The organism is Paracoccus versutus, from assembly GCF_000763885.1.
Lineage (GTDB): Bacteria > Pseudomonadota > Alphaproteobacteria > Rhodobacterales > Rhodobacteraceae > Paracoccus > Paracoccus versutus.
In genome coordinates, this window is the sequence record NZ_JRKO01000006.1 from 16,285 (window position 1) to 39,235 (window position 22,951).

At 65.3% G+C, this 22,951-nt stretch carries 23 protein-coding genes and 1 pseudogene; 11 read left to right on the top strand and 13 right to left on the bottom strand.

Annotated features, from left to right (window positions below):
• Positions 1–431: 431 nt before the first annotated feature.
• A pseudogene (locus IT40_RS03590) lies at positions 432–650 on the bottom strand (transposase); the annotation flags it as partial.
• A gap of 50 nt (positions 651–700) precedes the next feature.
• Between IT40_RS03590 and IT40_RS03595 the strand changes: the two are divergent.
• The gene (locus tag IT40_RS03595; RefSeq protein ID WP_243700184.1) at positions 701–1,162 is read left to right on the top strand and encodes an ABC transporter permease; all 462 of its coding nucleotides are present in this window, start codon (positions 701–703) and stop codon (positions 1,160–1,162) included.
• A 9-nt stretch (positions 1,163–1,171) separates the two neighbouring features.
• Here IT40_RS03595 and IT40_RS03600 read toward each other — a convergent pair whose 3' ends face one another.
• Complete coding sequence (locus IT40_RS03600; RefSeq protein ID WP_208021323.1) at positions 1,172–2,437, bottom strand: alpha/beta hydrolase; 1,266 nt, start codon at positions 2,435–2,437, stop codon at positions 1,172–1,174.
• A gap of 487 nt (positions 2,438–2,924) precedes the next feature.
• Positions 2,925–3,092 carry a thiolase C-terminal domain-containing protein gene (locus IT40_RS29890; RefSeq protein WP_084196817.1) on the bottom strand — a complete coding sequence of 56 codons (168 nt, stop codon included), beginning with the start codon at positions 3,090–3,092 and terminating at the stop codon, positions 2,925–2,927.
• A gap of 72 nt (positions 3,093–3,164) precedes the next feature.
• On the opposite strand from IT40_RS29890, the gene IT40_RS03605 reads away from it, so the two are divergent.
• The gene (locus IT40_RS03605; protein WP_244273992.1) at positions 3,165–3,548 is read left to right on the top strand and encodes an ATP-dependent Clp protease proteolytic subunit; all 384 of its coding nucleotides are present in this window, start codon (positions 3,165–3,167) and stop codon (positions 3,546–3,548) included.
• 35 nt (positions 3,549–3,583) lie between these two features.
• On the opposite strand, the gene IT40_RS03610 is transcribed toward IT40_RS03605, so the two are convergent.
• From IT40_RS03610 to IT40_RS03620, 3 genes are all read right to left on the bottom strand, one after another.
• A complete protein-coding gene (locus IT40_RS03610) occupies positions 3,584–4,129 on the bottom strand; it encodes an AAA family ATPase (protein ID WP_036750741.1) in 546 nt (181 codons plus the stop codon).
• Positions 4,130–4,254: 125 nt separating this feature from the next.
• Positions 4,255–4,890, bottom strand: coding sequence for a LysE family translocator (locus IT40_RS03615; protein ID WP_208021320.1), 636 nt, complete (start codon positions 4,888–4,890; stop codon positions 4,255–4,257).
• Positions 4,891–4,984: 94 nt separating this feature from the next.
• On the bottom strand, positions 4,985–5,584 hold the full coding sequence (locus IT40_RS03620) for a TetR/AcrR family transcriptional regulator (RefSeq protein WP_036750744.1): 600 nt from the start codon (positions 5,582–5,584) through the stop codon (positions 4,985–4,987).
• Positions 5,585–5,734: 150 nt separating this feature from the next.
• Here IT40_RS03620 and IT40_RS03625 point away from each other — a divergent pair, with 150 nt between their 5' ends.
• From IT40_RS03625 to IT40_RS03635, 4 genes are read left to right on the top strand one after another with little or no spacing between them, the layout of a single operon-like run.
• The gene (locus IT40_RS03625) at positions 5,735–6,097 is read left to right on the top strand and encodes a DoxX family protein (RefSeq protein ID WP_036750749.1); all 363 of its coding nucleotides are present in this window, start codon (positions 5,735–5,737) and stop codon (positions 6,095–6,097) included.
• A 25-nt stretch (positions 6,098–6,122) separates the two neighbouring features.
• Positions 6,123–7,544, top strand: coding sequence for an MFS transporter (locus IT40_RS03630; protein WP_052095717.1), 1,422 nt, complete (start codon positions 6,123–6,125; stop codon positions 7,542–7,544).
• Between the two features lie 9 nt (positions 7,545–7,553).
• On the top strand, positions 7,554–8,837 hold the full coding sequence (locus tag IT40_RS27290) for a LysR family transcriptional regulator (RefSeq protein ID WP_084196823.1): 1,284 nt from the start codon (positions 7,554–7,556) through the stop codon (positions 8,835–8,837).
• A complete protein-coding gene (locus IT40_RS03635; protein WP_036750752.1) occupies positions 8,825–9,145 on the top strand; it encodes a 2Fe-2S iron-sulfur cluster-binding protein in 321 nt (106 codons plus the stop codon). The genes IT40_RS27290 and IT40_RS03635 overlap by 13 nt, the downstream gene beginning before the upstream one ends.
• Before the next feature lie 138 nt (positions 9,146–9,283).
• Here the strand turns inward: IT40_RS03635 and IT40_RS03640 are convergent, their stop codons facing one another.
• From IT40_RS03640 to IT40_RS03650, 3 genes are read right to left on the bottom strand one after another with little or no spacing between them, the layout of a single operon-like run.
• Entirely contained in the window at positions 9,284–10,378 is a 1,095-nt protein-coding gene (locus tag IT40_RS03640; protein WP_036750755.1) for an aminotransferase class I/II-fold pyridoxal phosphate-dependent enzyme, read from the bottom strand.
• A gap of 9 nt (positions 10,379–10,387) precedes the next feature.
• Positions 10,388–11,779, bottom strand: coding sequence for an FAD-binding oxidoreductase (locus IT40_RS03645; protein ID WP_036750757.1), 1,392 nt, complete (start codon positions 11,777–11,779; stop codon positions 10,388–10,390).
• Positions 11,776–13,332, bottom strand: coding sequence for an ABC transporter substrate-binding protein (locus IT40_RS03650; RefSeq protein WP_036750765.1), 1,557 nt, complete (start codon positions 13,330–13,332; stop codon positions 11,776–11,778). The genes IT40_RS03645 and IT40_RS03650 overlap by 4 nt, the downstream gene beginning before the upstream one ends.
• 173 nt (positions 13,333–13,505) lie before the next feature.
• On the opposite strand from IT40_RS03650, the gene IT40_RS03655 reads away from it, so the two are divergent.
• The 3 genes from IT40_RS03655 (at position 13,506) to IT40_RS03665 (ending at position 16,745) form a co-directional block, all read left to right on the top strand.
• Positions 13,506–14,438 carry a LysR substrate-binding domain-containing protein gene (locus tag IT40_RS03655; protein WP_036750767.1) on the top strand — a complete coding sequence of 311 codons (933 nt, stop codon included), beginning with the start codon at positions 13,506–13,508 and terminating at the stop codon, positions 14,436–14,438.
• 81 nt (positions 14,439–14,519) lie between these two features.
• The gene (locus IT40_RS03660) at positions 14,520–15,560 is read left to right on the top strand and encodes an aromatic ring-hydroxylating dioxygenase subunit alpha (protein ID WP_036750770.1); all 1,041 of its coding nucleotides are present in this window, start codon (positions 14,520–14,522) and stop codon (positions 15,558–15,560) included.
• A gap of 3 nt (positions 15,561–15,563) precedes the next feature.
• Positions 15,564–16,745, top strand: coding sequence for a 2Fe-2S iron-sulfur cluster-binding protein (locus IT40_RS03665; RefSeq protein ID WP_036750774.1), 1,182 nt, complete (start codon positions 15,564–15,566; stop codon positions 16,743–16,745).
• Between the two features lie 33 nt (positions 16,746–16,778).
• On the opposite strand, the gene IT40_RS03670 is transcribed toward IT40_RS03665, so the two are convergent.
• The 4 genes from IT40_RS03670 to IT40_RS03685 are packed head-to-tail and all read right to left on the bottom strand — an operon-like array spanning position 16,779 to position 21,259.
• Positions 16,779–17,822, bottom strand: a complete 1,044-nt coding sequence (locus IT40_RS03670; RefSeq protein ID WP_036750776.1) for a succinylglutamate desuccinylase/aspartoacylase domain-containing protein — start codon at positions 17,820–17,822, stop codon at positions 16,779–16,781.
• Positions 17,819–19,444, bottom strand: coding sequence for an ABC transporter ATP-binding protein (locus IT40_RS03675; RefSeq protein ID WP_036750779.1), 1,626 nt, complete (start codon positions 19,442–19,444; stop codon positions 17,819–17,821). The genes IT40_RS03670 and IT40_RS03675 overlap by 4 nt, the downstream gene beginning before the upstream one ends.
• A gap of 4 nt (positions 19,445–19,448) precedes the next feature.
• Positions 19,449–20,306, bottom strand: coding sequence for an ABC transporter permease (locus IT40_RS03680; protein WP_036750781.1), 858 nt, complete (start codon positions 20,304–20,306; stop codon positions 19,449–19,451).
• 2 nt (positions 20,307–20,308) lie between these two features.
• Positions 20,309–21,259: an ABC transporter permease gene (locus IT40_RS03685; RefSeq protein ID WP_036750784.1), complete on the bottom strand. Its 951-nt coding sequence runs from the start codon at positions 21,257–21,259 to the stop codon at positions 20,309–20,311.
• Between the two features lie 168 nt (positions 21,260–21,427).
• Here IT40_RS03685 and IT40_RS03690 point away from each other — a divergent pair, with 168 nt between their 5' ends.
• Positions 21,428–22,123 carry a GntR family transcriptional regulator gene (locus IT40_RS03690; RefSeq protein WP_052095723.1) on the top strand — a complete coding sequence of 232 codons (696 nt, stop codon included), beginning with the start codon at positions 21,428–21,430 and terminating at the stop codon, positions 22,121–22,123.
• A gap of 200 nt (positions 22,124–22,323) precedes the next feature.
• On the top strand, positions 22,324–22,491 hold the full coding sequence (locus tag IT40_RS29155; protein ID WP_166436095.1) for a hypothetical protein: 168 nt from the start codon (positions 22,324–22,326) through the stop codon (positions 22,489–22,491).
• The last annotated feature ends 460 nt before the right edge of the window (positions 22,492–22,951 follow it).

The window sequence follows — 22,951 nt, forward strand, 5'->3', positions numbered from 1 at the left end:
GCGGCTTCTGGTGTTGCACTACGTATCGACCTGTGCAGCACTGGCCTCGCCAGGCTTCGATGACGTGCGCTGGTATCGACCTCTGCGCCCAGGCGAGCGCCTTTCGTTGCGTGTGACCATAGAGGATAGCCGCGTCTCGCGATCCAAGCCTGATCGAGGAATCGTTTCTATCTTAATGGAGGGCATCGCTCAGGACGGAGTGACCATCGCGCGGGCTCGTGGAACTGGAATGGTGCTGGGTCGCCCAAATTTATGAATGCCATCAAATCTATGGAATCAAGCTTACTGTTGGTAAAACTCTTGGAATGTATGCAGTGACTATTGTGATGCCACGTTTTATAGAAGCTGCGTTTTTGTTCGGCAGTAAGGTTCCGCCGAGGGCCGTCTGTTCGGTCTGAACGTCATGACTTAAGGCATGTCTTATGTCATGCGCTAAGGTGGCGCTTCACCGGCTCGACATCGCCCACGTCGCTGGTGGTGAACTCAGCCGCACGGATTTCCAGGGATTTTTCGTCGATGCCAATGTGGATCTTGCGCCAGATGCGCCGCTTCGTGCCACCATGCTTGCGGGCGTTCCACTCGCCTTCGCCCTCGACCTTGATCCCGGTGCTGTCGACCAGCAGGTGCAATGGGCCGTCTGAACCGCGGTATGTGCAGGGCATGCATGCAAGCTGGCTGTCGACCCAGGCGCGCATGGCCTATGGCGATGCGGTCGTGGCGGGCGACTACGGGCTTGAGGTGCGCTATCGCTACAATCTTCGCGATCACCGTCGTGGTGCAGGGGGCGCTGGAAGTACCCATCCGGGGGGCGCTGCCGTTGTTTCTGGTCGCCACGCTGCTGATGCTGTTCGCCACGACTTCGATGGGGATCTTCCTTGCGACGATGGCCGGGTCCATGCCGCAATTCGGGCTGCTTCTGATGCTGGTGCTGTTGCCGCTGCAGGTTTTGTCGGGCGGGATGACGCCGCGCGAAAGCATGCCCGAGATCATCCAGAACATCATGCTTGCCGCGCCGAATACCCATTTCGTGATCCTCTCGCAGGCGATCCTGTTCCGTGGTGCCGGTCTTTCCGTCGTATGGCCGCAGCTTCTGGCGTTGCTGGTGATCGGCACCGGCCTGTTCGTCCTGGCGCTCAGGCGGTTTCGTGCCTTTCTCAGATAAGCTGGCTGCTCACTCGGCCAGGATGCCGCCGGCGACATTGAAGGGCGCGGCAAGCGTTGCGCCCACGGCATTGAAGACAAGTGCGCCGGCACTGCGGAAGCCGCCGACATCCCCGGCTTCGTCCGACAGCCGGGGGTAGAGCGCAGCAAGCCCTGCATACCGGCTGTGGCGCATGTCGTCGCTGGTCTCGATGGTCGAAATGTCGACCAGCATGATGTTCGCCTGAAGCGCGCCCTGCTGTACGACCGGGTTGTTCACGTCCAGCGCACCAACCCTCTGGCGCGCACCCTGGATCATTCTCGACACTTGCAATGCACGGTCGTCGGGTGAGACAAGGACGACCATCGGCGGATCCATCGGACCGATCACGGAAGCCTGCGCGCGGAACACATCCGCATCTATGTCGGGGGCCGCCAGAACCACGTCCAGCTCGCGCAGCACCCCGTCCTGCCCCGAAAGGCGCAACTGCCGCAACGACTCGGCCGTCAGCCACCCGCCCATCGAATGCCCCATGACACTGACCCGATCCACTTCGGGCAGTCTGGTGAGGCGCGCCAACAAACCGGTCAGTCCGTCGCGCGAATAGGTTGCGGCCTCCTTGTCGGTCGCATAGCCCAGAACTTGAGCATCCGACGGCCACGAAAAGAGGATCGGAGCGCCGGTCAGATTGGCATCGGCAGTCATCTGCGCTGTCCGGAACAGTCCCTCCTGGAAGCTGGTGTTGAAACCGTGGACGAAAACGGCTGCCCCCTCGCCCTTGGCGGAACTGGTCCGCGCCGCGACCCGCTGCTCGAAACTCGTCGCATCGAGGATTGTGTGGCTGACCACGGTGAAATCCGTCTGCGGATCGGCGACCCTGCCTTTGGGCCATTCGATCTCGCCGGGCCGGTGGCCTGGAGGAACCGAGATCCTGAATTCGGCATAGCTCATCTGCCCGGCGCGGAGGTTGGTGAAGCCGTCTGCGGCATTCTCGGCCCGGCCGCGTGTCGTCGCGACGAAGACGGTGACGATGTCCGGGTTTTCTGCGGCATCCGGGCGGGGATAAAGAACCTCGGTTCCGGGCCGCTCGGAACAGGCAGCCAGGAGGACCGTGGCCATGACCAGCAATGCGTGACGCAGTCGCCGTCGTCCGCCAGTCAGTGCGGAATGGCGGTTTGCGCCGGGCGTGAATATGTCTTTACCAGTCAGGCTAGGCATGAGATTTCCGATGTTGCCATTCGAAAGTGATGCAAGGCGTTGCTGCCCGGTGTTCTGTTGCGCCGGGATCATCTTCATGCGGAACCGCATGTCAACAAGTGACGATCTTTTCCCCCGCGGAGTCGCAAACGAGCCGCCGCCTTGGAAAATCGCCGCACTGCAGTGATTCTTGGAAGACGCTACAGATCCTGCAAGATCTTGCGAGAGACTGTCGGGCCTTGTGTGCGGGATTGATACGCGCCATGCGCCGGAATGCGAGTATCGCCATGATCCGCTAAGGAAATCCCGAGCGATGACCACGTGCCGGGGCGGATTGGCGGAGGGGTGTGCCAGCGATGCGCCCTGGCGTCGGGGCGCCAACGAGGAACTTGACGTCACCGATCCTGCGATCTTGGATATGTGGGTTCGGGACTGTCATGCCCATGCGGCGGCGACGGATAGCCATCGCCATCGCTGTTCTGGGTTTCCGGCTCATCACCCCCCCGGTGGTGATGAGCCGGAAACCCTCCATGACGGAATCAGTTCATCTGTTCCAGGGAGCGAAGGCGAGGGGCGCTGCCGGACATCACGTCTTGAAAACCGTCACGAAGCCTGCCGATCCCATGCCGATGTTGTGTTGCAATGCGACCTTGACGCCCGGAACCTGGCGTTGCCCCGCCTCGCCGCGCAACTGCGTGATCAACTCGGTGCATTGGGCAAGCCCCGTCGCGCCCAACGGATGGCCCTTGGACATCAGCCCGCCAGACGGGTTCACGACGAACTTCCCGCCAATTCTCCCGGTGGCGTCGTCACCAGCGGTCTCGCCATGTATGATACCATGCGATACATCCGCGCGCCGGTTCACACGCTCTGCATGGGCACGGCCCGTTCGATGGGGTCGTTCCTGTTGATGGCAGGCCAATCCGGCGAACGGGCCGCTTTGCCGAACGCCAGCATTCTCATTCATCAACCGTCAGGCGGGTTCCAGGGGCAGGCGTCGGATATGCTGATTCATGCCGAGGAAATCTTGAAAACCAAGCAGCGGATGACACGGCTCTACGCTGAGCATTGCAGACGCACTTATGAAGAGTTCGAACAAGCCATGGACCGCGACCGCTTCATGACGGTGGAAGAAGCGTTGGAATGGGGTTTGATCGATCGTATCTTGACGGAGCGCGAACCCGGCGCGACCTCGGAAGTTTCTGGATGAGTTAGCGCCAGTTCTATGAGGACTGTAACTTCGCTCTAAGCTCTCAAATTTTCAGCAACGAAGTCGGCACGCTGCTCGATTCCCACCAGCGGCAGCTCGACTATCTGATAGCCAAGCCTGCTGTAAGTCTCTGCCATGACCCTAGCTGTCGCCTCAGCCTCTTGCCTGTCCTGTTTGCGCTCAGTGTCCTGCGTGAAAATGGCATCCCAATATGGTGCGAGAAAAACCCGCTTTTTGTAGGGATGGGTTTTTGCTGCCGTTTCGAAATGAGCAGGCACAGGCAGACCGCAGAGTGTGAGATAACCAACAGCATCTGGTATTCCACGGTCCATCAGGACAAGAGCGTCGCTTGCAAGTGCCTCCTGATAGGAACGCAGTTCCCAGCCCAACATGAGTTCGGCAAAGAGTGCGCGATCCGCCCAAGGCAAAGCTTTACCGCCGATCTTGATTTGGTCTCGAATGATCGCCCTGCCGGCCTCGGGCATGGTGCGGAAGCCGCGCTGGGCCATGGCATCGATCAGACTGCTTTTGCCGGAACCGGGGCCACCGGTTACGACGATCATGTGTTCAACATTTGCCATCAGATTTCGTCCGTATTTAACGTGAGTATCTTGAGTTCGAGGAATGAAGCGTAGCCAGGATCGTAATCCGTTCCGACGGGCGCTGCGGAGTGTTTCGATACCGATTTAGCGAACAGCAGCTGGCTCTACGTCACAAAGATTGGATAAAGCGAGACAACCAGCAGCGCTGCCATGGTGAGATTGAATGCGCGCAGCTTCGCAGGTTCCGAAAGCAGCCGACGGAGGCCCACACCGAACGCGGCCCAGATACCGACGCAGGGCGCGTTGATCACGGCCATCAGCAGCGCAGCTGCGGCCACGGACGACAGCGAGGGGGAACCCGGAAGATAAGTGGCGACGGCACCGAGCGCCATGACCCATGCCTTGGGGTTGACCCATTGGAACGCAGCAGCGCCAATGAAGCCCAAGGGTCTGGCAGCCGATCCTTCTGCATCCTCCGGTGCTGCGGCCCCGGCGATCTTCCATGCCAGATACAGAAGATAGGCGCCGCCAACCCATCGCAGGACGGTGTTGAGCACGGGATACGTCTCGAAAATCATTCCAAGGCCCATCCCCATGATGACGATCATCGTGGCGAAACCAATGCTGATGCCCGCAATATGTGGCAATGTCCGACGAATGCCGAAATTAACACCGGATGCCAGCACCATCATGTTGTTCGGTCCGGGCGTGACCGATGTTACGGCTGTGTAGAGACACAGCGCCAGAAATGCTTGCAAGCCGAACAAGTTGGGCGCGGTTAATTGTGAAACATCTGTCATGACTTGACGCGATCCGCGACGTCAAAAGGAAGTTTTTGGCGCGACTGGCACCAATGCTTCGACCGACCGCCATCCCCGATTTTCATGATCCGCCTCATTGTTGATGCTTCAGAAATCGGCCGACCATGGTCGTGATCAGTTTGCGGCTCTCCTCGAAGTCAAGGTCCGCTGTCATCAACGGCAGCATCGGCGCGGCATCAAGGACCGCCACCAAAACCGCGCTCGTGTGCTTTGGATCAAGACCGGAATCGACTTCGCCACGTGCCTGGCCGGCTGTCAGCGCTTCTGTCAGCAATGTTCGAACACCATCGGTGTTCTCTTTGAGGATGGCTCTGATTCTTTCGTTGCGTCCTGCTTCTGCCAACAACTCGAACAGAATGCGGCAATGACCGAGATCGTCCCACCCCTTCATGCTCCACAATTCCGATAGCAGAACAGTTGCCGTCTGTTCGCCTTCGGGGTGGCCGCTGAAATGGCTGTGGAGGCTGGCAAGGTAATCATCCGCCATCTGCTCAATGATAGCGTCCTTGCTAGGGAAGTAGTGATAGAGGTGGCCGGGGCTCATCGCCGCCTCTTTGCAGATCATCGAAATCGACGCGCCTTGCAGACCATGGCGCAGGAAGCACCGATGTGCCGCTGCGAGAATCTCCTGCCGTCTGCCTTCATGCTGCTCGGGAACGCGCTTGCGGACCATGCGGCCTCCATAAACATAGAATGATCGTTCTAATATAGCTTGACCGCACGGCGATCATAAATAGAGTGAGCATTCAATCTATACCGGAACTGCTGGTGGGTCCAGCCCTATGCTGCCTCAGCCGGTCCGATTTCCAAGGTGCGAGGCCACATGAACAGACCCCTTCCGATCATAGCGACCAGCCTGGCTTGGCTGCTGGCGGCTTTCTTTCTCTTCGGCGCTTACGGTAACATCTTCATCTCAGAGGAAAATGCGGCGGCCTATGTGGCTTGGGGTTACCCCGACTGGTTCCACTACATCACCGCCGTTCTCGAACTGGCGGCTGGGCTGATGCTGATCCGCTCTGGCTTGCGGCCCTATGGAGCCGGCCTTGGCGCGATGGTGATGGCCGCTGCTTCCCTCACGACACTGCTGAACGCTGATTACGACCATGCAGTCGCTCCCAGCATTGTCCTGCTCGTCTCACTGGCGGTGCTGTGCCTGTCCTTGGCCGTCCGGCGCGCAGCCAACTGAACTCCCCACTTTCGGAGAATCCCCGATGAATAGCTCACCAACTCCGGCCGGTCCGGCCGATCCCGCAAACGAACCTGCGGCGTATCTGGACGCATGGTCCGATCTTCTGTCCGGCCGCTACCTCGCCATCGTCCTGGTCATGGCAAGCGGCGTGCTGCTCTATGCCATGAACCTCTATTTCACCGCTGCACTGATGCCCTCTATCGTCGCGGATATCGGAGGGCAGCAATATTATGCGTGGGTGACTACAGCCTTCGTCATCTCGGCAATCGTGGCCTCGCTGTTTGTTAGCCGTATCCTCGACTGGAAGGGGCCGGCGCTTGCCTATGTTACGGCGTTCGTCGTCTTCGCGCTCGGCGCAGCGGCCAATACCGCCAGCCCGACGATGGAACTGCTGATCATCGGCCGAGTGGTGCAAGGACTGGGCGGCGGTTTGCTCGCGGGCCTTGGATATGCGGTGATCCGCGCCGCGCTTCCCGAACGCCATTGGGCGCGGGCAACCGGCGTTGTGTCAGCCATGTGGGGATTGGGCACGCTGTTCGGGCCGGCGCTAGGTGGCCTGTTCGCAGAACTCGGCCTCTGGCGCTGGTCCTACGGTGCGCTGGCGGTGGTTTCGCTGCTGTTCGGAATTATTGCTCAGCGCGCGTTCGACCGCATGGCAGGCTCGGGGCACCGCTCGCCGGTTCCTGTCGCCTCCCTCATACCGCTTGTACTTGCGACCATCGCTATCAGCCTCAGCGCCATCGTGCCGATAGGCTGGCCGACGCTGACAATGGTCGGGATCGGTCTAGTGCTGCTCTGGCTGTTCGTCGTCGTGGAGCGGCGGGCAAAAGAGACCATCCTTCCGCACATCACCTATCGTCGCGGCAATTCTCTGAAATGGGTCTATCTCACGGTCGCGGCGCTCAGTGCGGGCGTGATGGTGGAGAACTTCATTCCGCTGTTCGGCCAGCAACTGGCGGGCCTCTCCCCGCTGATCGCCGGTTTTCTCGGCGCGGTCCTGTCGCTCGCATGGGTCATCGCTCAGCTTTTCGTGGTGTCGGTTAAGAGTGAAAGCGGCCGCCGCCGCGCCATCCGTCTCGGCCCGCTGCTGCTGACTGCTGGGCTGATTGCTTATGGTCTTCTACAAATCTCCGATGCCGATATCGGGATGGTGCTGACTTGGGCGGCTGTCCTCGCATTCGCTGGCGTCGGCATCGGACTGGCATGGCCGCTGCTCGGTGTGGCCGCGATGAGCAGTACCCACGACCCTGCGGAAGGGGGCAAGGCGGCGGCGGCTATCACCATTACGCAGCTTATCGCCTTCTCGATCACTTCCGCACTCGCCGGAACCCTGATGGCGGCAGGCGGGGGTTTTGCGGTGGACTCCGCACGCTACGTTACGCTTGGCATCGCGCTCCTGACCCTGCTGGGTATATTCGCGGCAGGCGTGGCGACGAGAAAGTAGCGAACCGCCATGCGACGGCGGCGTCTGAAAAACCCACAGTCGGCTAGATCGCCTCGAAACCTTGGAGGCTGCATCCCTCTGGCGTCTCTCATCCAGACACTCGCAGTCGCGGAGCACTTGAGCTTCCACCGGGCGGCCAAAGCACTCGGCGTCAGCCAACCCAGCGTTAGCGCGAGGATCAGGACACTGGAGGAAAATCTTGGCGTCCGCCTGTTCGAGCGCAGTACACGAGGCGTCCGGCTCACTGAAGCCGGGCGCGTTTTTGTTGAACGGGTATCGGTTGGCGTCGATCAACTCGACTATGCGGTGAGAACAGCGGGCATGGCAGCATCCGGCGAGTGCGGCCGGCTTCGCACCGGCATCCACGCCCTCATTCCCCGCAGTTTCCTCGCCGAGCTAATCGCGCAATATCGAGAAGCTCATCCCGGCATCGAGGTCGAGATCACCGAAGGCACCGCCCGCGAAGCAGTCATGCAGCTGCTGGTGGTGCGCGGCGACGACGGCACCGTGCGCGTGCTGTCCGATCCCTGCAGCCACCGCAGCATGCCGCTCGCCGAAGGGTCCGGCTCCACGCGCCGCTTCGTCTGCTCGTATCACGCCTGGAGCTACGGCCGCGCCGGCGAACTGGTCAACGCCCCCAGCATGCGCGACAAGGGCGTCACCAGGGAAACCTGCAGCCTGCCGTCGTTTCCCTGCGAGGTGTGGAACGGGTTCGTCTATGCCAACCTGGATCCCTACACGCCGACCGGCCCGAGCCGGCAGTCGATGTCCGACGCCAACCTCACTTTCCATTGCGCCAACTGTCCCGAAACCGCGGAATCGCGCGGCATGGGGCGCCGGGCCTTACCGAGGAAGAGCGCCGCCACTCGACGCTGCTCTGCCTGTTCCAGACGCATATCATCAGCCGGGCGGCGAAGCTGCTGGCCTCCTTCTCGATCCAGCCTCTGGCGGCCTTGCGATGGACCATGTCCACCGCGGCGGCCAACTCGTGCAGGACGGGCTGGAGGACAGGATCGCGCTTTGCCACGGAGTCAATCGCGAAGATCGCGAGAAGCTGGAAAGGACGTAGCGGACCCTCTCGTCCCACCACGCGCCTTTCGGTCCGGGGGTGCCGCGCGATTACGAGGCCACGATCCGGAACTTCTACCGCTAATTCGGCCGGCAGATTGCTCTGGAAAACAGGTCGTTGCGTGTGGTCGGCTCGTCCCGAGGCTTCCTGAGCCTTTGCAAATTCCACCCGGGCGCGGATGCGCGCCTGGCGAAATACACGGAGACCAACAGTGCCTCTCATAACCTGGCGTGATGCCGATGGCCGTGAAATCAGCGGGAATGTCGCCTCGGGAACCAACCTGATGAGGGCCGCGCGCGATGCGGGTGTGCCGGGCATTCATGGCGATTGCGGCGGCGCGCTTGCCTGCGCGACCTGCCATGTCGCAACCGATCCTGTCTGGGCGGAACGTCTCGGCCCACCGGGCCCGCTCGAGGATGAGATGCTGGACATGGTCGACGGAGAGTGGACCCCGACGAGCCGGCTGAGCTGTCAGATCCTTGCGCACGAGGATCTGGAGGGCCTCATCCTCATCGTGCCGCCGGGCGCATGACACCAGAGTCCCCTGCCGTGACAGGGGGGCGATGATACGCCATTCGCAAGCGCCGGAGCGAAGGGCTTGACACTTTCCGCCAGGCCCGCAGCACATGGATCGCGCCGCCTGAACGGCCGCGCGTCCGGTGGCGGCAGGCTAGGCCATGGCATCCAGGAAGGCGTCGTTCTCGTCCGGGGTGGCGATGGTGACGCGGGCCCAGTCCAGGAAGGGCGGCTCTTGCCAGCCCTTGACCAGCACGCCCCGACGCCGCAGCGCCTCGGCGAAATCCGCGGCCGGGCCGGGGGTGCGGAAGAACAGGAAGTTGGCTTGGCTCGGGACCACCGCATGGCCCGCGGCGGTCAGCGCGGCCGACAGTCGCGCGCGCTCGGATCGGGCTAGCGCGACGGTGCGGGCCAGATGCGCCTGGTCCTGCAGGGCCGCCAGCGCGGCGGCGCCGGCGAAGGCGTTCACGGCGAAGGGGTTGCGAGTCTTGCGCAGGGCCCGCGTCAGCGCGGTCGACGAGCAGAGCCCATAGCCGACTCGCGCGCCAGCCAAGCCATAAGCCTTGGAAAAGGTGCGCAGCGAGATCCAGTCGAGCCCCGCCGCGCGCATGATGGCGCAAGGGTCGAAGGCCAGCGCGGGGTCGAGATATTCGCGATACGCCTCGTCGAAGACCACTAGCGTGCCCTGCGGCACCGCCTCCATCAGCGCGCTGAACTCTTCGAGCGACACCGCCGGACCGGCCGGATTCGAGGGCGAGGAGAAGATCAGCACCCGCGCCGGCCGGCGCAGCGCTTCGACCAGGCCCGGCAGGGGAAAGGTCCAGTCTTCGGCAAAGTGAACCTTCTCGACGCTGGCGCCGAAGGCCTGGGCGCCGAACTCGTGCAGGCCGAAGCTGGGACAGATCGTCACCACCCGGTCGCCAGGGCGCAGCACGGCGCGATAGATCGCGCCGATCAGGTCCTCGGAGCCGTTGCCGACGATCACCGCCTCGGGGTCGATGCCAGTCGCGGCGCCGATGGCCTCGCGCAGGGCCAGATCGGCCGCGTCGGGATAGCGCCAGATCCCGGCGGCACAGTCGCGCATCGCGGCGATGGCGGCGGGGGCGGGACCCAGCGGGTTTTCGTTGCTGTCGAGCTTGGCCCGCGCCTCGACGCCATAGACTGCGCGAAAGCGGTCCAGCGCCAGGCCGGCGTTGTAATCCGCCAGCGCGGCGATTTCCGGGCGGATCAGGGACGTGTCCTGCGACATGGCTTGCCTCTATAAATCGAAAATCTTGCCGGGGTTCATGATGCCCCGCGGGTCGACGGCCCGTTTCAGCCGCCGCATCAGTTCCAGCGCCGGGCCGTGCTCGGCGGCCATGTAGTCCTTTTTCCCCAGGCCCACGCCATGCTCGCCGGTGGCGGTGCCCTCCATCGCCAGCGCGAGTTCCACCAGGCGGGCGCTGATGCGCGCCAGCTCGGCCGGGTCGCTTGCGTCGAACAGCAGCACCAGGTGGAAATTGCCGTCGCCGACATGGCCGACCAGCGGCGCGACCAGCCCGGTCCCGGCGATCTCGGCCTTGATGGCGGCGATGCATTCGGGCAGGCGCGACAGCGGCACGCAGACATCGGTGGAAAGTCCGGTGACGCCCGGCCGAAGCGCCCGCGTCGCATAAAGCGCGTCATGGCGGATGCGCCACAGCTTCGCGGCGTCCTCGGGCGTCTGCGCCAGCTCGATGCGCGAGGCGCCCGCGCCCTCGGCCAGGTCGCGAAACAGCGCGACGTCATGCGCGACGGCGGGGTCCGAGCCGGTGATCTCGACCCAGAGCGTCGGGCTTTCGGGCAGGTCGGTGCCGGAGTAGGCGTTGATCGCGCGCATCTGCAACTCGTCCGCCAGCTCGATGCGGCTCACGCCCAGGCCGAATTGCAGCGCCTCGACCACGCAGCCGGTGGCGGCGTTCAGCTCGGCAAAGCTGCACAGCAGCGATTGCGCGGCGGCGGGGATGCCGAACAGCCGCAGCGTCAACTCGGTGATGACGCCCAGCGTGCCCTCGGCCCCGACGAACAGATGCGTCAGGTCGTAGCCCGAGGCGGACTTGCGCGCCCGCCCGCCGGTGCGGATCACCTGGCCGTCGGGCAGCACCACGGCCAGCCCCAGCACCAGCTCGCGCATCGAGCCGTAGCGCACCGTCGTCGTGCCCGAGGCGCGGGTTGAGGCCATGCCGCCCAGTGTCGCATGGGCGCCCAGGTCGACCGGAAAGAACAACCCGCAATCGCGCAGTTCCTCGTTCAGGCGCTGGCGGGTGGTGCCGCATTGCACGATGCAATCCATGTCCTCGGCATGGACCGCCAGCACCCGGTCCATGCCGGACAGGTCCAGCGTGATGCCGCCTTGTGGGGCCAGCACCTGCCCCTCGATCGAAGAACCCGCGCCGAAGGGGATGACGGGCGCGCCGTGCCGATGGCAGATCGCCAGCGCCTGCGAGACCTCGGCGGTGTCATGCAGCAGCAGCACGGCGTCCGGCGGTGCGGCGGGCAGCCAGCTTTCCGCCGCGCCGTAATGCGCCCGCGCCGCGGCCGAGGTCAGCAGCCGCTCGCCGAAGATCGGGCCGAGTTCGGCCAGCGCGGCCTTGACCGCGCCGACCGGGGTTTCGTGGGCGTCAAGGCTCATTCCGTGAACCACCAGCGTTCGGAGGCGCGGGCGCCGTCCAGCTCCCAGTCGTTGCCCAGCTCGGCATGGGCCACCTTGTTCGAGGTGGCGTCCAGGAAATCGGCCCAGAGCGGCGCGATCATGCCGCCATCCTCGGCGATCAGCGACTGGCATTCCCAGTAGAGCTGTCGGCGCTTGGCCTCGTCCTTTTCGCCACGCGCGGCCAGCAGCGCCTTGTTGAAGGCCTCGTTGTCCCAGCCGGTCTCGTTCCAGCTGCCGATGCTTTCGCGGGAATAGGCCAGCGTCAGCATCACGTCCTCGTTCACGCGGCCCGACCACTTGGTGGCGAACATCGGCCGCTTGCCCCAGATGTTGGACCAATAGCCGTCGTCCGGCTCGCGCTTGACGTCGATGGTGATGCCGGCGCGGGAGGCCTGCTCGGCATAAAGCTGAGCCATGTTGGTCGCGCCGGTAAAGGGCGCCTCGGCCACGTGCAGCGGCACGGTCAGGCCCGAGACACCGGCCTTGTCCAGCAGCGCCCTGGCCTTGTCGGGGTCGTAGGCATGCTGCGGCAACTGCGGGTCGAAATCGGGATAGGCCTCCGAGATCGGCTGGTCGTTGGCGATCGAGCCATAGCCCGACAGGATCTTATCCAGCATCTCCTGCCGGTCGATGGAGAGCTTCAGCGCCATGCGGACATTCGGGTCGGCGAACAGCGGATCCTTGCAATTCATGCTGAAGGCATAGTGCTGCTTGCCCTTGGTCTGCAGCAGCTTCACGCCGGGCATGGCGCTGAGCAGCATGGCCGTCGCCGTATCCGCCGCGCCCATGGCGTCGATCTGCCCGGTCTGCAGGGCGGTGGTGCGGGCGTTCACATCGGCGATGGCATGGATCTCGACCGCGTCGAAATGGGCGCGGCCTTCCTTCCAGTAGTTGGGGAAGCGCTTCACGAGGCTGCGCACGCCCGGCTCGAAATTCTCCAGCACATAGCCGCCGGTGCCGATGCCCTTGCCGAAATCCTTGTCCCCGGCCGGCACGATCAGCAGGTTGACGAGCGCCATCAGTGCCGGGAAGCCGGAATTCGGCCCGTTCAGGCTGATGCGCACCTCGTCCGGGGCAGTCGCCGCGATGTCGGTGATCGTTTCCAGCAGCGACTTGACCTCGGACACCGTGTCCGGGCCGCGATGCAGGTTCAGCGAATAGACCACGTCGTCGGCGGTCATGGTCTTGGCATTGTGGAACTCGACGCCCTGGCGCAGCTTGAAGGTCCATTCGGTCAGCTCGGCATTCGAGCCCCATTCGGTGGCCAGCTCGGGGATCAGCTTGCCGCCGAGGCCGACCTCGATCAGGCAGTTGCGCAGCTGGTATTGCAGCTGCATCATGAAGCGCGTCTCGTTCAGCTGCGGGTCCAGCGTGTCGGCGCTGTCGAAATCGGCCACGGCGACGCGGAAGGTGCCGCCCTTGCGCGGCGCATCCTGCGCCAGCACGGGCAGGGGCCGCAGGCCCAGCGTGGCCGCCGCGGAAAGCGCCCCTGCACCCAGCAGCACGGAACGCCTGGTAAACAAACTCGCCATCGGATCTTTCTCCCTGATCTCCTCCCGCCTGCCGGCCGTGCCTGGTCGTTGACGGGAACCTGTTTTTATGACTGACCTAAACGCTAGACTCGGGCCCCATGTCGGACAAATCAGTTTGCGTGGTGCGCGCGACAGTTCAGCTAAACTATCGAATCCAGCCAGGACCTTTCGCCATGAACCCGACGCTGCCGCCGTTGCGTGCCTTGCAGGCCTTCGAATGCTTTGGCCGGCTGGGATCGGTCAATGCCGCGGCGCGGGCGCTGGGGGTGACGCCGGGCGCGATCAGCCAGCAATTGCGGCTGCTTGAAGAGCATGTGGGCGTGGTTCTGCTGGTCAAGGACGGGCGGCGGGCGACGCTGACACCGGCCGCGCGGGCCTATCACGAGCTGATATCGCAGGGCTTCGGACGGCTGATGCTGGCGCAGGACTATATCCTCGCGCACAAGCAAAGCGAGGAGCTGACCATCTCGGGTTTCCCGACGCTGATGCAGAAATGGTTGAATCCCCGCCTGCCCGAATTCCAGGCGACTGCCCAGGACCTGGCCATCCGCGTGATCTCGACCCATCAGGAACCCGATCCGCATATGCTGGAGCAGACCTTCCGCCTGACCTACGGCGAGGCGGCGCGGCGCTATCTGCACAGCCGCGCCCTGTTCACCGACTGCTGCTTTCCGGCCTGTTCGCCCGAATTCCTGCAACGCCATCCCGAGGCGCTGGATCCCGCCGTCCTGGCCCGCCTGCCGCTGATCGGCATCGACTGGGGCGGCGGCTACACGACCGAGCCGCATTGGCGCGACTGGTTCGAATCGCAGGGCCTTGGCGAGCTGCCGCCGATCCGCCCCGTCGCCGTCCATTCCATGTCCAGCCTGGCGCTGGAGGCGGCGATCGCCGGGCAGGGCGCGGTTCTGGCCCAGGGCTCCTTCGCCGCCGAGGACATCCGCGCCGGCCGGCTGGTCCGGCTGTCCGAGGCCAGCCTGCACATGCCCGACCCCTATTTCGTCTGCTGGGGCCCGACGACGCTGGACCGCCCCGTGGCGCGGGATTTCCTGAACTGGCTGATGCGCGCCACCAAGCCGCTGCGCAGCCGGACGGTTCAGTCCAGCTAAACGATCTGGCTGCGCTTCTGCGCTGAACGCTTCGGCATTCGCCTATACATTTGCCGAAACGCAGCCACATAAGGTGCAGCCATGTTCCTCAAGAACGCCTGGTATGTCGCGGCCTGGAGCCATGAGATCACCGACAGCCTTCAGCAGATCCTCGTCCTGGGCGAAAAGATCTGCATCTTCCGCAACAGCCAGGGCGAGGTGATCGCGCTCGAGGATGCCTGCCCGCATCGCAAGCTGCCGCTGTCCAAGGGCCGCATCAAGGGCGACAATGTCGAATGCGGCTATCACGGGCTGACCTTCGACTGCGCCGGGCAATGCGTCTGGGCGCCGGGCGGCGGGCGCATCCCCTCGGCCGCCAAGGTGCGGCCCTATCCGGTGCATGAGAAATACGGCCTCGTGTGGATCTGGATGGGCAACGCCGCCATTGCCGATGCGGACGAGATCATCGACATTCCGAATTTCGACAGCCCGGACTGGGGCATCAACTGCGGCGCCGCGATGGAGCTGCGCTGCAACTATCTGTTGATGTGCGACAACCTGCTGGATCCGACCCATGTCGCCTGGGTCCATGAAAGCAGCTTTGCCCAGGACGCGACGCGCGACACGCCGCTGAAGGTCACGCGGACCGAAAACGGCGTCATCGTCCACCGCTGGATGATGGATGTCGAGCCGGCGCCCTTCTACAAGAAGATCGTCGAGTTCGACGGCAATTGCGACCGGCTGCAGCATTACGAGGTGCGCTATCCCGCCCACGCCCTGATCCGCGCCGTCTTCACCCCGGCGGGGACCGGCGGGCCGGACGGCACGCTGCACGAAAAGACCTTCGTCATGGACAGCTACAACTTCATGACGCCGACGACCGAGACCGAGACCCGCTATTACTGGTTCCAGCTGCGCAACATCCGCCCGCATGACGAGGAACTGTCGAAGATGATGTCCGAGGACGTGCGCCACGCCTTCGAGGAAGACCGCGCCGTGCTGAACGAGGTGCAGATCGGCATGGCCAGCAAGACCTCGCCGCATATCGACCTGTCCATCGACGCCGGCCAGCTGCGCTTCCGCCGCCAGCTCGAGGCGATGATCGCCGAAGAGCGCATGGTCGACGAGAAGATGAGGGCCTGATCCATGGCCGATCCGTTCCGCCGCTTCCGCCTGGCCCGCAAGGTGTCGGAAAGCGCCTGCATCACCTCATTCCACCTGGTGCCCGAGGATGGCGGCCCGCTGTGGGACATGCGGCCGGGCCAATACCTGACGCTGCGGATCCCGGCGCCCTCGGGGCCGGTGCTGCGGACCTATTCGCTGTCGGCGCTGCCCGAGGGGCGGGACCATCACCGCATCAGCGTCAAGCGCGAGCCGCAGGGGCTGGGCTCGCGCTGGCTGCACGACCAGCTGGCCGAGGGCGAGGTGATCGAGATCGCCCCGCCGCGCGGCGGCTTCGTGCTGGACGAGGCCAGCACCCGGCCGGTGCTGCTGCTGGCGGGCGGCGTCGGTCTGACGCCGCTGCTGGCGATGCTGCACCGGCTGGCGACGGGGGCGCGGCGGGCGTTCTTCGTGCAGGCGGCCGAGAACGGCGAGGTGCACGCGCTGCGGGACGAAGTGGCGGCGCTGGCCGCGGGCTCGGGCGGGCGGATCATCGCGCGCACGGTCTACCGCGCCCCGACCGAGGCCGACCGCGCCGCGCGCCGCTTCGATGCCGAGGGCGTGGTGGACCGCACCCTCCTGCAATCCCTGCTGCCGCTGGACGATTACGAGGTCTATCTCTGCGGCCCGACACCCTTCATGGTGGCGATGTGGAAGCTGCTGACGGGCTTGGGCATCGCCCCCGCCCGCATCGCATACGAGTTCTTCGGCAAGGGCGGCTCGCTGGCCGCGCTGGCGGCCGGGCCGGGGCCGGCATCCGCACCCGTGCATGGCAACCGCATCCCGGCGCGGGCGCCCAAGTCCCTGGCCAAGCTGGAATTCCTGACCGATCCCGATGCGCTTGGCCTGCCCGATGCGCTGCCCGGCACGGTGGCCGAGGCGGCAGCCAAACAGGCAGAACCGACCGAATCCGGCGCCGAGGTGGTCTTTGCCCGCTCGGGCCTGACCCTGCCCTGGAACGGCGCCAGCCGCACCATCCTGGAGCTGGCCGAGGCCGCGGGACTGGAGCCCGAGTTCAGCTGCCGCGAGGGAATCTGCAACACCTGCCGCTGCGCCATCCGCGAGGGCGCGGTGGAATATGTCACCGATCCGCTGGACCCGCCGGGGCCGGGGCAGGCGCTGATCTGCTGCTCGCGCCCGGCGGGGCGGGTGGTGCTGGACCTGTAGGAAAGGGGGCGGTGTATCCGCCCCCTTTCCGTTTCAGCCGATGCGGCGGTCCAGCGCCTCGGGCGCGATCTCGGGGCCGATGACGAACAGGTGGTCGCCGTGGCCGACCAGCCCGTTGCGGCGGCGGATCAGCACCCGACCCGCGACCGGCGCCGTCAGCACCTGCGGCGCCTGCGTGATGTCGAAGAGGTCGTAGAGTTTCGCGACCGGCTGCCCCTCGGCCACCTCGTCGCCCAGTTCGACCAGCGGCTCGGCCAGGGCGTGGCGCATGGCGGTGACTTGGCGGCTGCCCGCGCCCAGGTCGACGAAGCGGGTCTGGCAGCCCGGGCCCGTGGCCAGCCGCTTCGTCGCCTCGGGCGCCACGATCCCTTCATGCGCCAGCAGGTTCAGGATGCCGTTCCAGCCATGGCCCAGCGACTGGGGCGAGACCTGCGCCATGCCGCCCAGTTCGCAGGAGATCATGGCGCAACCTGCCGCCAGCGCGGCGCTGTCCAGGTCGCCCCCGGTGCTGCCCAGGCCCACGACCATGGTCCAGGGCAGGCCGAAGGCGCGGGCCAGCGCCGCCCCGCGCCGGTCCTGGGCCGGATCGCCGGTCAGCGTCAGATAGGCGGCGTCGAGGTAATTCGTCGTGCCGCCGCCGGAATGCAGGTCGATCACCAGCCCGGCGCGCGGCAGCAGGTGGCGGTTCAGGAACCCCGCCAGCGCCCGCGTCGGCCCCTGTCCCGTCGCGCCGGGAAACACCCGGTTCATGTTGCCCCCATCCAGCGGCGAGACCCGCGTCCGCGCCATCACCGCCGGCATGTTCAGCGCCGGCACCAGGATCAGCCGGCCGGCGACATCCTGCGGCTCCAGCGCCTCGAACAGCCGGCGGGTGATCAGCTGCCCCTCGTATTCGTCGCCGTGATTGCCGCCGACCACCAGCGCCGTCGGCCCCTCGCCGCCGGCAATGACGCCGATGGGGCTGCGGATCACGCCGAAGTCATGGCGGTTGTCGGAATGGCTCAGGTCGATCCATCCCGAGGCCTTGCCCGGGGCGTCGAGATCGATTTCGCAGGTGACGGTGTCGTAGCGGTTCATGCGGCGCCTTTCTCTTGCATCTGTCGCTGGCCCAGCAGGCGGGTCAGCCAGTCCGGGTCCATCTCGGGGACCGAGGACAGCAGTTTCTCGGTATAGGGATGGTGCGGCGGCTGGAACATCTGCGCCTTGGGGCCCTGCTCGACCACCGCGCCGTTCTGCATCACCACCACCTCGTCCGCGATGGATCGCACCGTGGCGAGGTCGTGGGTGATGAACAGATAGCTGAGCCCCATCTCGCGCTGCAAACGGTCGAGCAGGCGCAGGATGCCCTCGGCCACCAGCTGGTCCAGCGCGCTGGTCACCTCGTCGCAGATGATGAGCTCGGGCTCGGCCGCCAGCGCGCGGGCGATGCAGAGCCGCTGCTTCTGCCCGCCGGACAGCTCGCCCGGCAGGCGGTCGATGAAGCGGCCCGGCTCCAGCTCGATCTGGTCCAGCAAGTCGCGGATCCGGTCCTCTTTCTTGCGGCCGCGCAGGCCCAGGAAGAACTCCAGCGGGCGGCCCAGGATCTCGCGCACCCTGTGACGCGGGTTCAGGGCGGTGTCGGCCATCTGGTGGATCATCTGCAGCCGGCGCTGCAGGGTGCGGGGCCGGTTGCGGGACAGTGGGTCCAGCACCTGCCCGTCGAAGACGACCTGTCCCGCGCTCGGCGGCAGCAAGCCCATCACCACCCGCGCCGTGGTCGACTTGCCCGAGCCGCTTTCGCCCACCACCGCCACCGTGCGGCCGCGCGGCACGCTGATCGAGACATCGCGCAGCACCGGATGCACGCCGTAGCTGGCCGAGACGCCCTGGATGTGCAGGATCGGCTCGGGCGGCGCCGGCTCGTCGCGCGGCGCGGGCTGGAAGTTCCGCACCGCCCAGAGCGAGCGGGTGTATTCCTCGCGCGGGGCGGCTAGCATCTCGCGGGTCGGGGCTTCCTCGACCTCCTCGCCCTTCAGCAGCACCTTGATGCGGTCGGCCATCTGCGCCACCACCGCCAGGTCGTGGGTGATGTAGATCGCGGCGGCGTCGTGGCGGCGCACCACCTCGCGGATCGCGGCCAGAACCTCGATCTGCGTGGTCACGTCCAGCGCCGTGGTCGGCTCGTCGAAGATCAGCAGCTCGGGATGGCAGGACATGGACATGGCGGTCATCGCCCGCTGCAACTGCCCGCCCGAGACCTGATGCGGATAGCGCGCCCCGATCCGCTCGGGGTCGGGCAGGCGCATTTCGCGATACAGGCTCACAGCCTCGGCCTCGGCCTGGGCACGGGGCATCAGCCTATGCTGGACCGGGCCCTCGCAATATTGCGCGATCAGCCGCCAGGCCGGGTTGAAGGCGGCGGCCGAGGATTGCGCGACATAGGCGATGCGCCGCCCTTGCACCTGCCGCAACAGCCGCGCATCCGCCCCGGCCAGTTCCAGCCCGTCGAAGCGGATCGAGCCCCCGGTGATGCGGCAGCCCGGCTTGACATGGCCCATGGCGGCCAGCCCCAGCGTCGATTTCCCGGCGCCGGATTCGCCGATCAGGCCCAGGATCTCGCCCCGGTCCAGGTTCAGGTCCACGCCCTTGACGATCTCGGTCCGGCCCTCGCGGCTTTGCGCCTCGATGCGCAGGCCGCGGATGTCCAGCAGTCGTGTCATCCGGTCACTCCTTCAATCCGCTGGACAGGTGCAGCACCCAGTCCACCACCAGGTTCACCGCCACGGTCAGCAGCGCGATGGCGCCCGCCGGCAGCAGCGGCGCCAGCCCGAAGGTTGCCGCCTGCCAGCTGGAGAAATTGGCGAAGGCGATCAGCTTGGCGCTTTCGCGCACCATCGAGCCCCAGTCCGCCGTCGGCGGCTGCAAGCCCAGCCCCAGGAAGGACAGGGCCGAGATGAACAGGAAGACGAAGCAGAAGCGCAGGCCGAATTCCGCGATCAGCGGCGCGCTGGCATTGGGCAGCACCTCGCGGCGGATGATCCAGCCCAGCCCCTCGCCGCGCATCCGCGCGACCTCGATATAATCCATGGTCAGGATGCCCTGCGCCACGGCCCGCGACAGCCGGAACACCCGCGTGCTGTCCAAGACCGCGATCACCAGCACCAGCGCCACGACCGAAGTGCCGGCGATGGTCAGGATCAGCAGTGCGAAGATCAGCGAGGGCACCGCCATCAGCACATCGACCAAGCGCGAACTCGTCGTCTCGAACCAGCCGCCGAGGGTGGCGGCCAGCAGCCCGGTGCCTGCCCCCAGCGCAAAGGCGAGGAGGGTGGTCAGCAGCGCGATGCCGACCGTGTTGCGGGCGCCGTAGATCATGCGCGACAGCACGTCCCGGCCCAGCATGTCGGTGCCCAGCCAATGCTCGGCCGACCAGGGCAGGTATTTGGCGCCGACGATCGCCGCCTCGGGATAGGGCGCCAGCAGCGGCGCAAGGAGCGCCACCACGGCATAGGCGGCGATCAGCGCCATGCCGATCCGGGCCGAAAGCGGTGCCGTCCGCAGGGTCTTGAGCAGAGCGTTCATGCCTACCTCGGATGCAGGAGTCGGGGATTCGAGACGATGCCCAGCACGTCCGCCAGCAGGTTCAGCACGATATAGGTGGCGGCAAAGATCAGGCAGGCGGCCTGCACCACCGTCATGTCGCGCTTGGCCACGCTGTCGACCAGCAACTGGCCAAGGCCGGGATAGACGAAGACCACCTCGACCAGCACCACGCCGACGATCAGATAGGCCAGGTTCAGCGCCACGACGGTGACGATGGGCGCCACCGCATTGGGCAGGGCGTGGACGGCGATCACCCGCCAGCGCCGCAGCCCCTTCAGCTGCGCCATCTCGATATAGGGCAGGGCCAGCAGGTTGACGATGGCGGCGCGTGTCATGCGCATCATATGCGCCATGACGATCAGCACCATGGTCAGCGCCGGCAGGAAGGTCACGTAAAGCCGCACCCCCAGCCCCATGCCGGGCGAGACGGTGGCCAGGCTCGGGAACCATCCCAGCCAGGCCGAGAACAGCAGGATCAGGATATAGGCGACGAAGAATTCGGGAAACGAGATCACCGCCAGCGTCGAGGTCGAGATGAAGCGGTCCAGCGCCGAGCCGCGGTAAAGCGCCGCCAGCAGCCCCAGGCCGATGGCCAGCGGCACGGCGATCACCGCGGCATAGCCGGCCAGGAAGAAGGTGTTCACCACGCGTTGCCCGATCAGTTCGGCGATGGGGCGCTGGTTGGCCAGCGACAGGCCGAAATCCCCGGTCAGGGCGCCGCCGAGCCAGTGCAGATAGCGCAGCAACGCCGGGTCGTTCAGGCCGTTCCTTTCGCGAAAGGCGGCCAGGGTCTCGGGCGTCGCGGACTGGCCCAGCACCTCGCTGGCGATATCCCCAGGAAGCAGTTCGACGGCCCAGAAGATCAGTGCCGAAACGATAAGCAACGTCAGCGCGCCGATGGCAAACCGGCGCAGGACCAGCTTCAGGATCATGGGTTCCTTGCTCTCTTATGGCTGGGCTTGGGGGTGGATATGACTAGGTATAATGACAGCCCCGCGCCACAGGTCCAGCCTCGCTTAGGTTAGCTGACCTGTCGGACATGTTAGAGACACTGCGGATGGTTCTGTGCTCATCTGGGGCCAGCAACGCCAAGGTTCAGCATGTGTACGACGACCAGTTTCCGCGTCATCAAGGCGGATATCCTGCGCCGCATCAGCGGTGGCGAATGGCCGCCGGGCTCGCTGCTGCCGAACGAGCTGGCGCTGGCGCGGGAATTCGGCGCGGCCAGGGCCACCGTCAGCCGCGCCATGCGCGAGCTGGTCGACGACGGCATCGTCGAGCGCAAGCGCAAGGCCGGCACGCGGGTGCGGCCGGTGCCGCTGCGACAGGTGCGGCTGGACATCCCGCTGGTCCGGGTCGAGGTCGAGGCGCAGGGTTCCAGCTATCGCTATGCGCTGGTTTCCTCGGAGACCGTGCCGGCGCCGAACTGGCTGCGCGCGCGTCTGGACCTGCGCCAGGGCGCCGAGATGCTGCACCTGGTCTGCCTGCATCTTTCGGACGGCCATCCCTACCAGCTCGAGGATCGCTGGATCAACCTGGGCGCCGTGCCGCAGGCCGAGCAGGCGGATTTCTCGACCCTGGGGCCAAGCGAATGGCTGAGCCGGCAGATGCCCTTCTCGGACATCGAGATCAGCTTCTCGGCCAGCGCCGCCGAGGCGGAGCAGGCCCGGCAGCTGAGTTGCGCCGTGGGCGACCCGCTGTTCCGCATCGAGCGGCAGACCTTCTGGGAGGGCCGGCCGATCACCTTCGTGCGCATGGTCTATCGCTGCGGCCACCGGCTGATCGCCCGGTATTGAGGGATGGAACGGGTGATCTGGTTGGTATTTCTATGGTCGTTGTTGAAGGAAGCAGGGGCGGCGGCAACGAAGCTATAACCTTCTTCCTCATTGAGCGGATACCTTGGGGGAATTCCCGGCAACGGGATGAGCGGCGGCCCCCGCATTGAAAACAAACGGAACCGCCCTCCCGGCGAATCTTGCGAGGCAGGCAGCAAACGATGACCAACCTGTTCGAAGAAACCCGCAACGGCAATGTTGCTCTGACCCGCCTGAACCGTCCCAAGCAGTTCAATGCGCTGAACTCGCCTCTCGCCGTTGGGATGGTCGCGGCAGCCGAGGAGTTGGACGCGGCAGGAGCGTCAATGCCATCGCCGTCACCGGGTTAGGCGGAATGCTGGCGCGCAAGCCACCCATGCTGGTGCGGGTAGCGCTGGCAAACAAGATCGCGCGTATCGTCTGGACTTTGATGGCCCACGGTGACGTCTAAAAGGCTCCCGCCCCAGCGGTGTAAGCCGTCAAAGTCGCGAGGACGTCGGAGCGGAAGAGGGCAAGGAGACGTTTGGCGCAACGGTCGTGAGACGGAATCAGAGGAAGCAGCCTGCAACAAAGTGCCTTCGAGCACGCGGCGTTGATTTGGGACCTGATCCGCGAACACCATACGGGCCCGCATCATGACTATGGCCGCAATAATGGCCGGATACATGTCAGTACCCGGCTGCGCGCGAAACTGAGCCAGAAACCCTCTTGTGCAAGGGGCGGTTATACTTGTAGCAGAAGTCAGCGTGTGAGCGGGCTTCCCCCTCTTCCCCGTTAGGGTTTTGACACGCGTTCAATCTCAGCGATGCC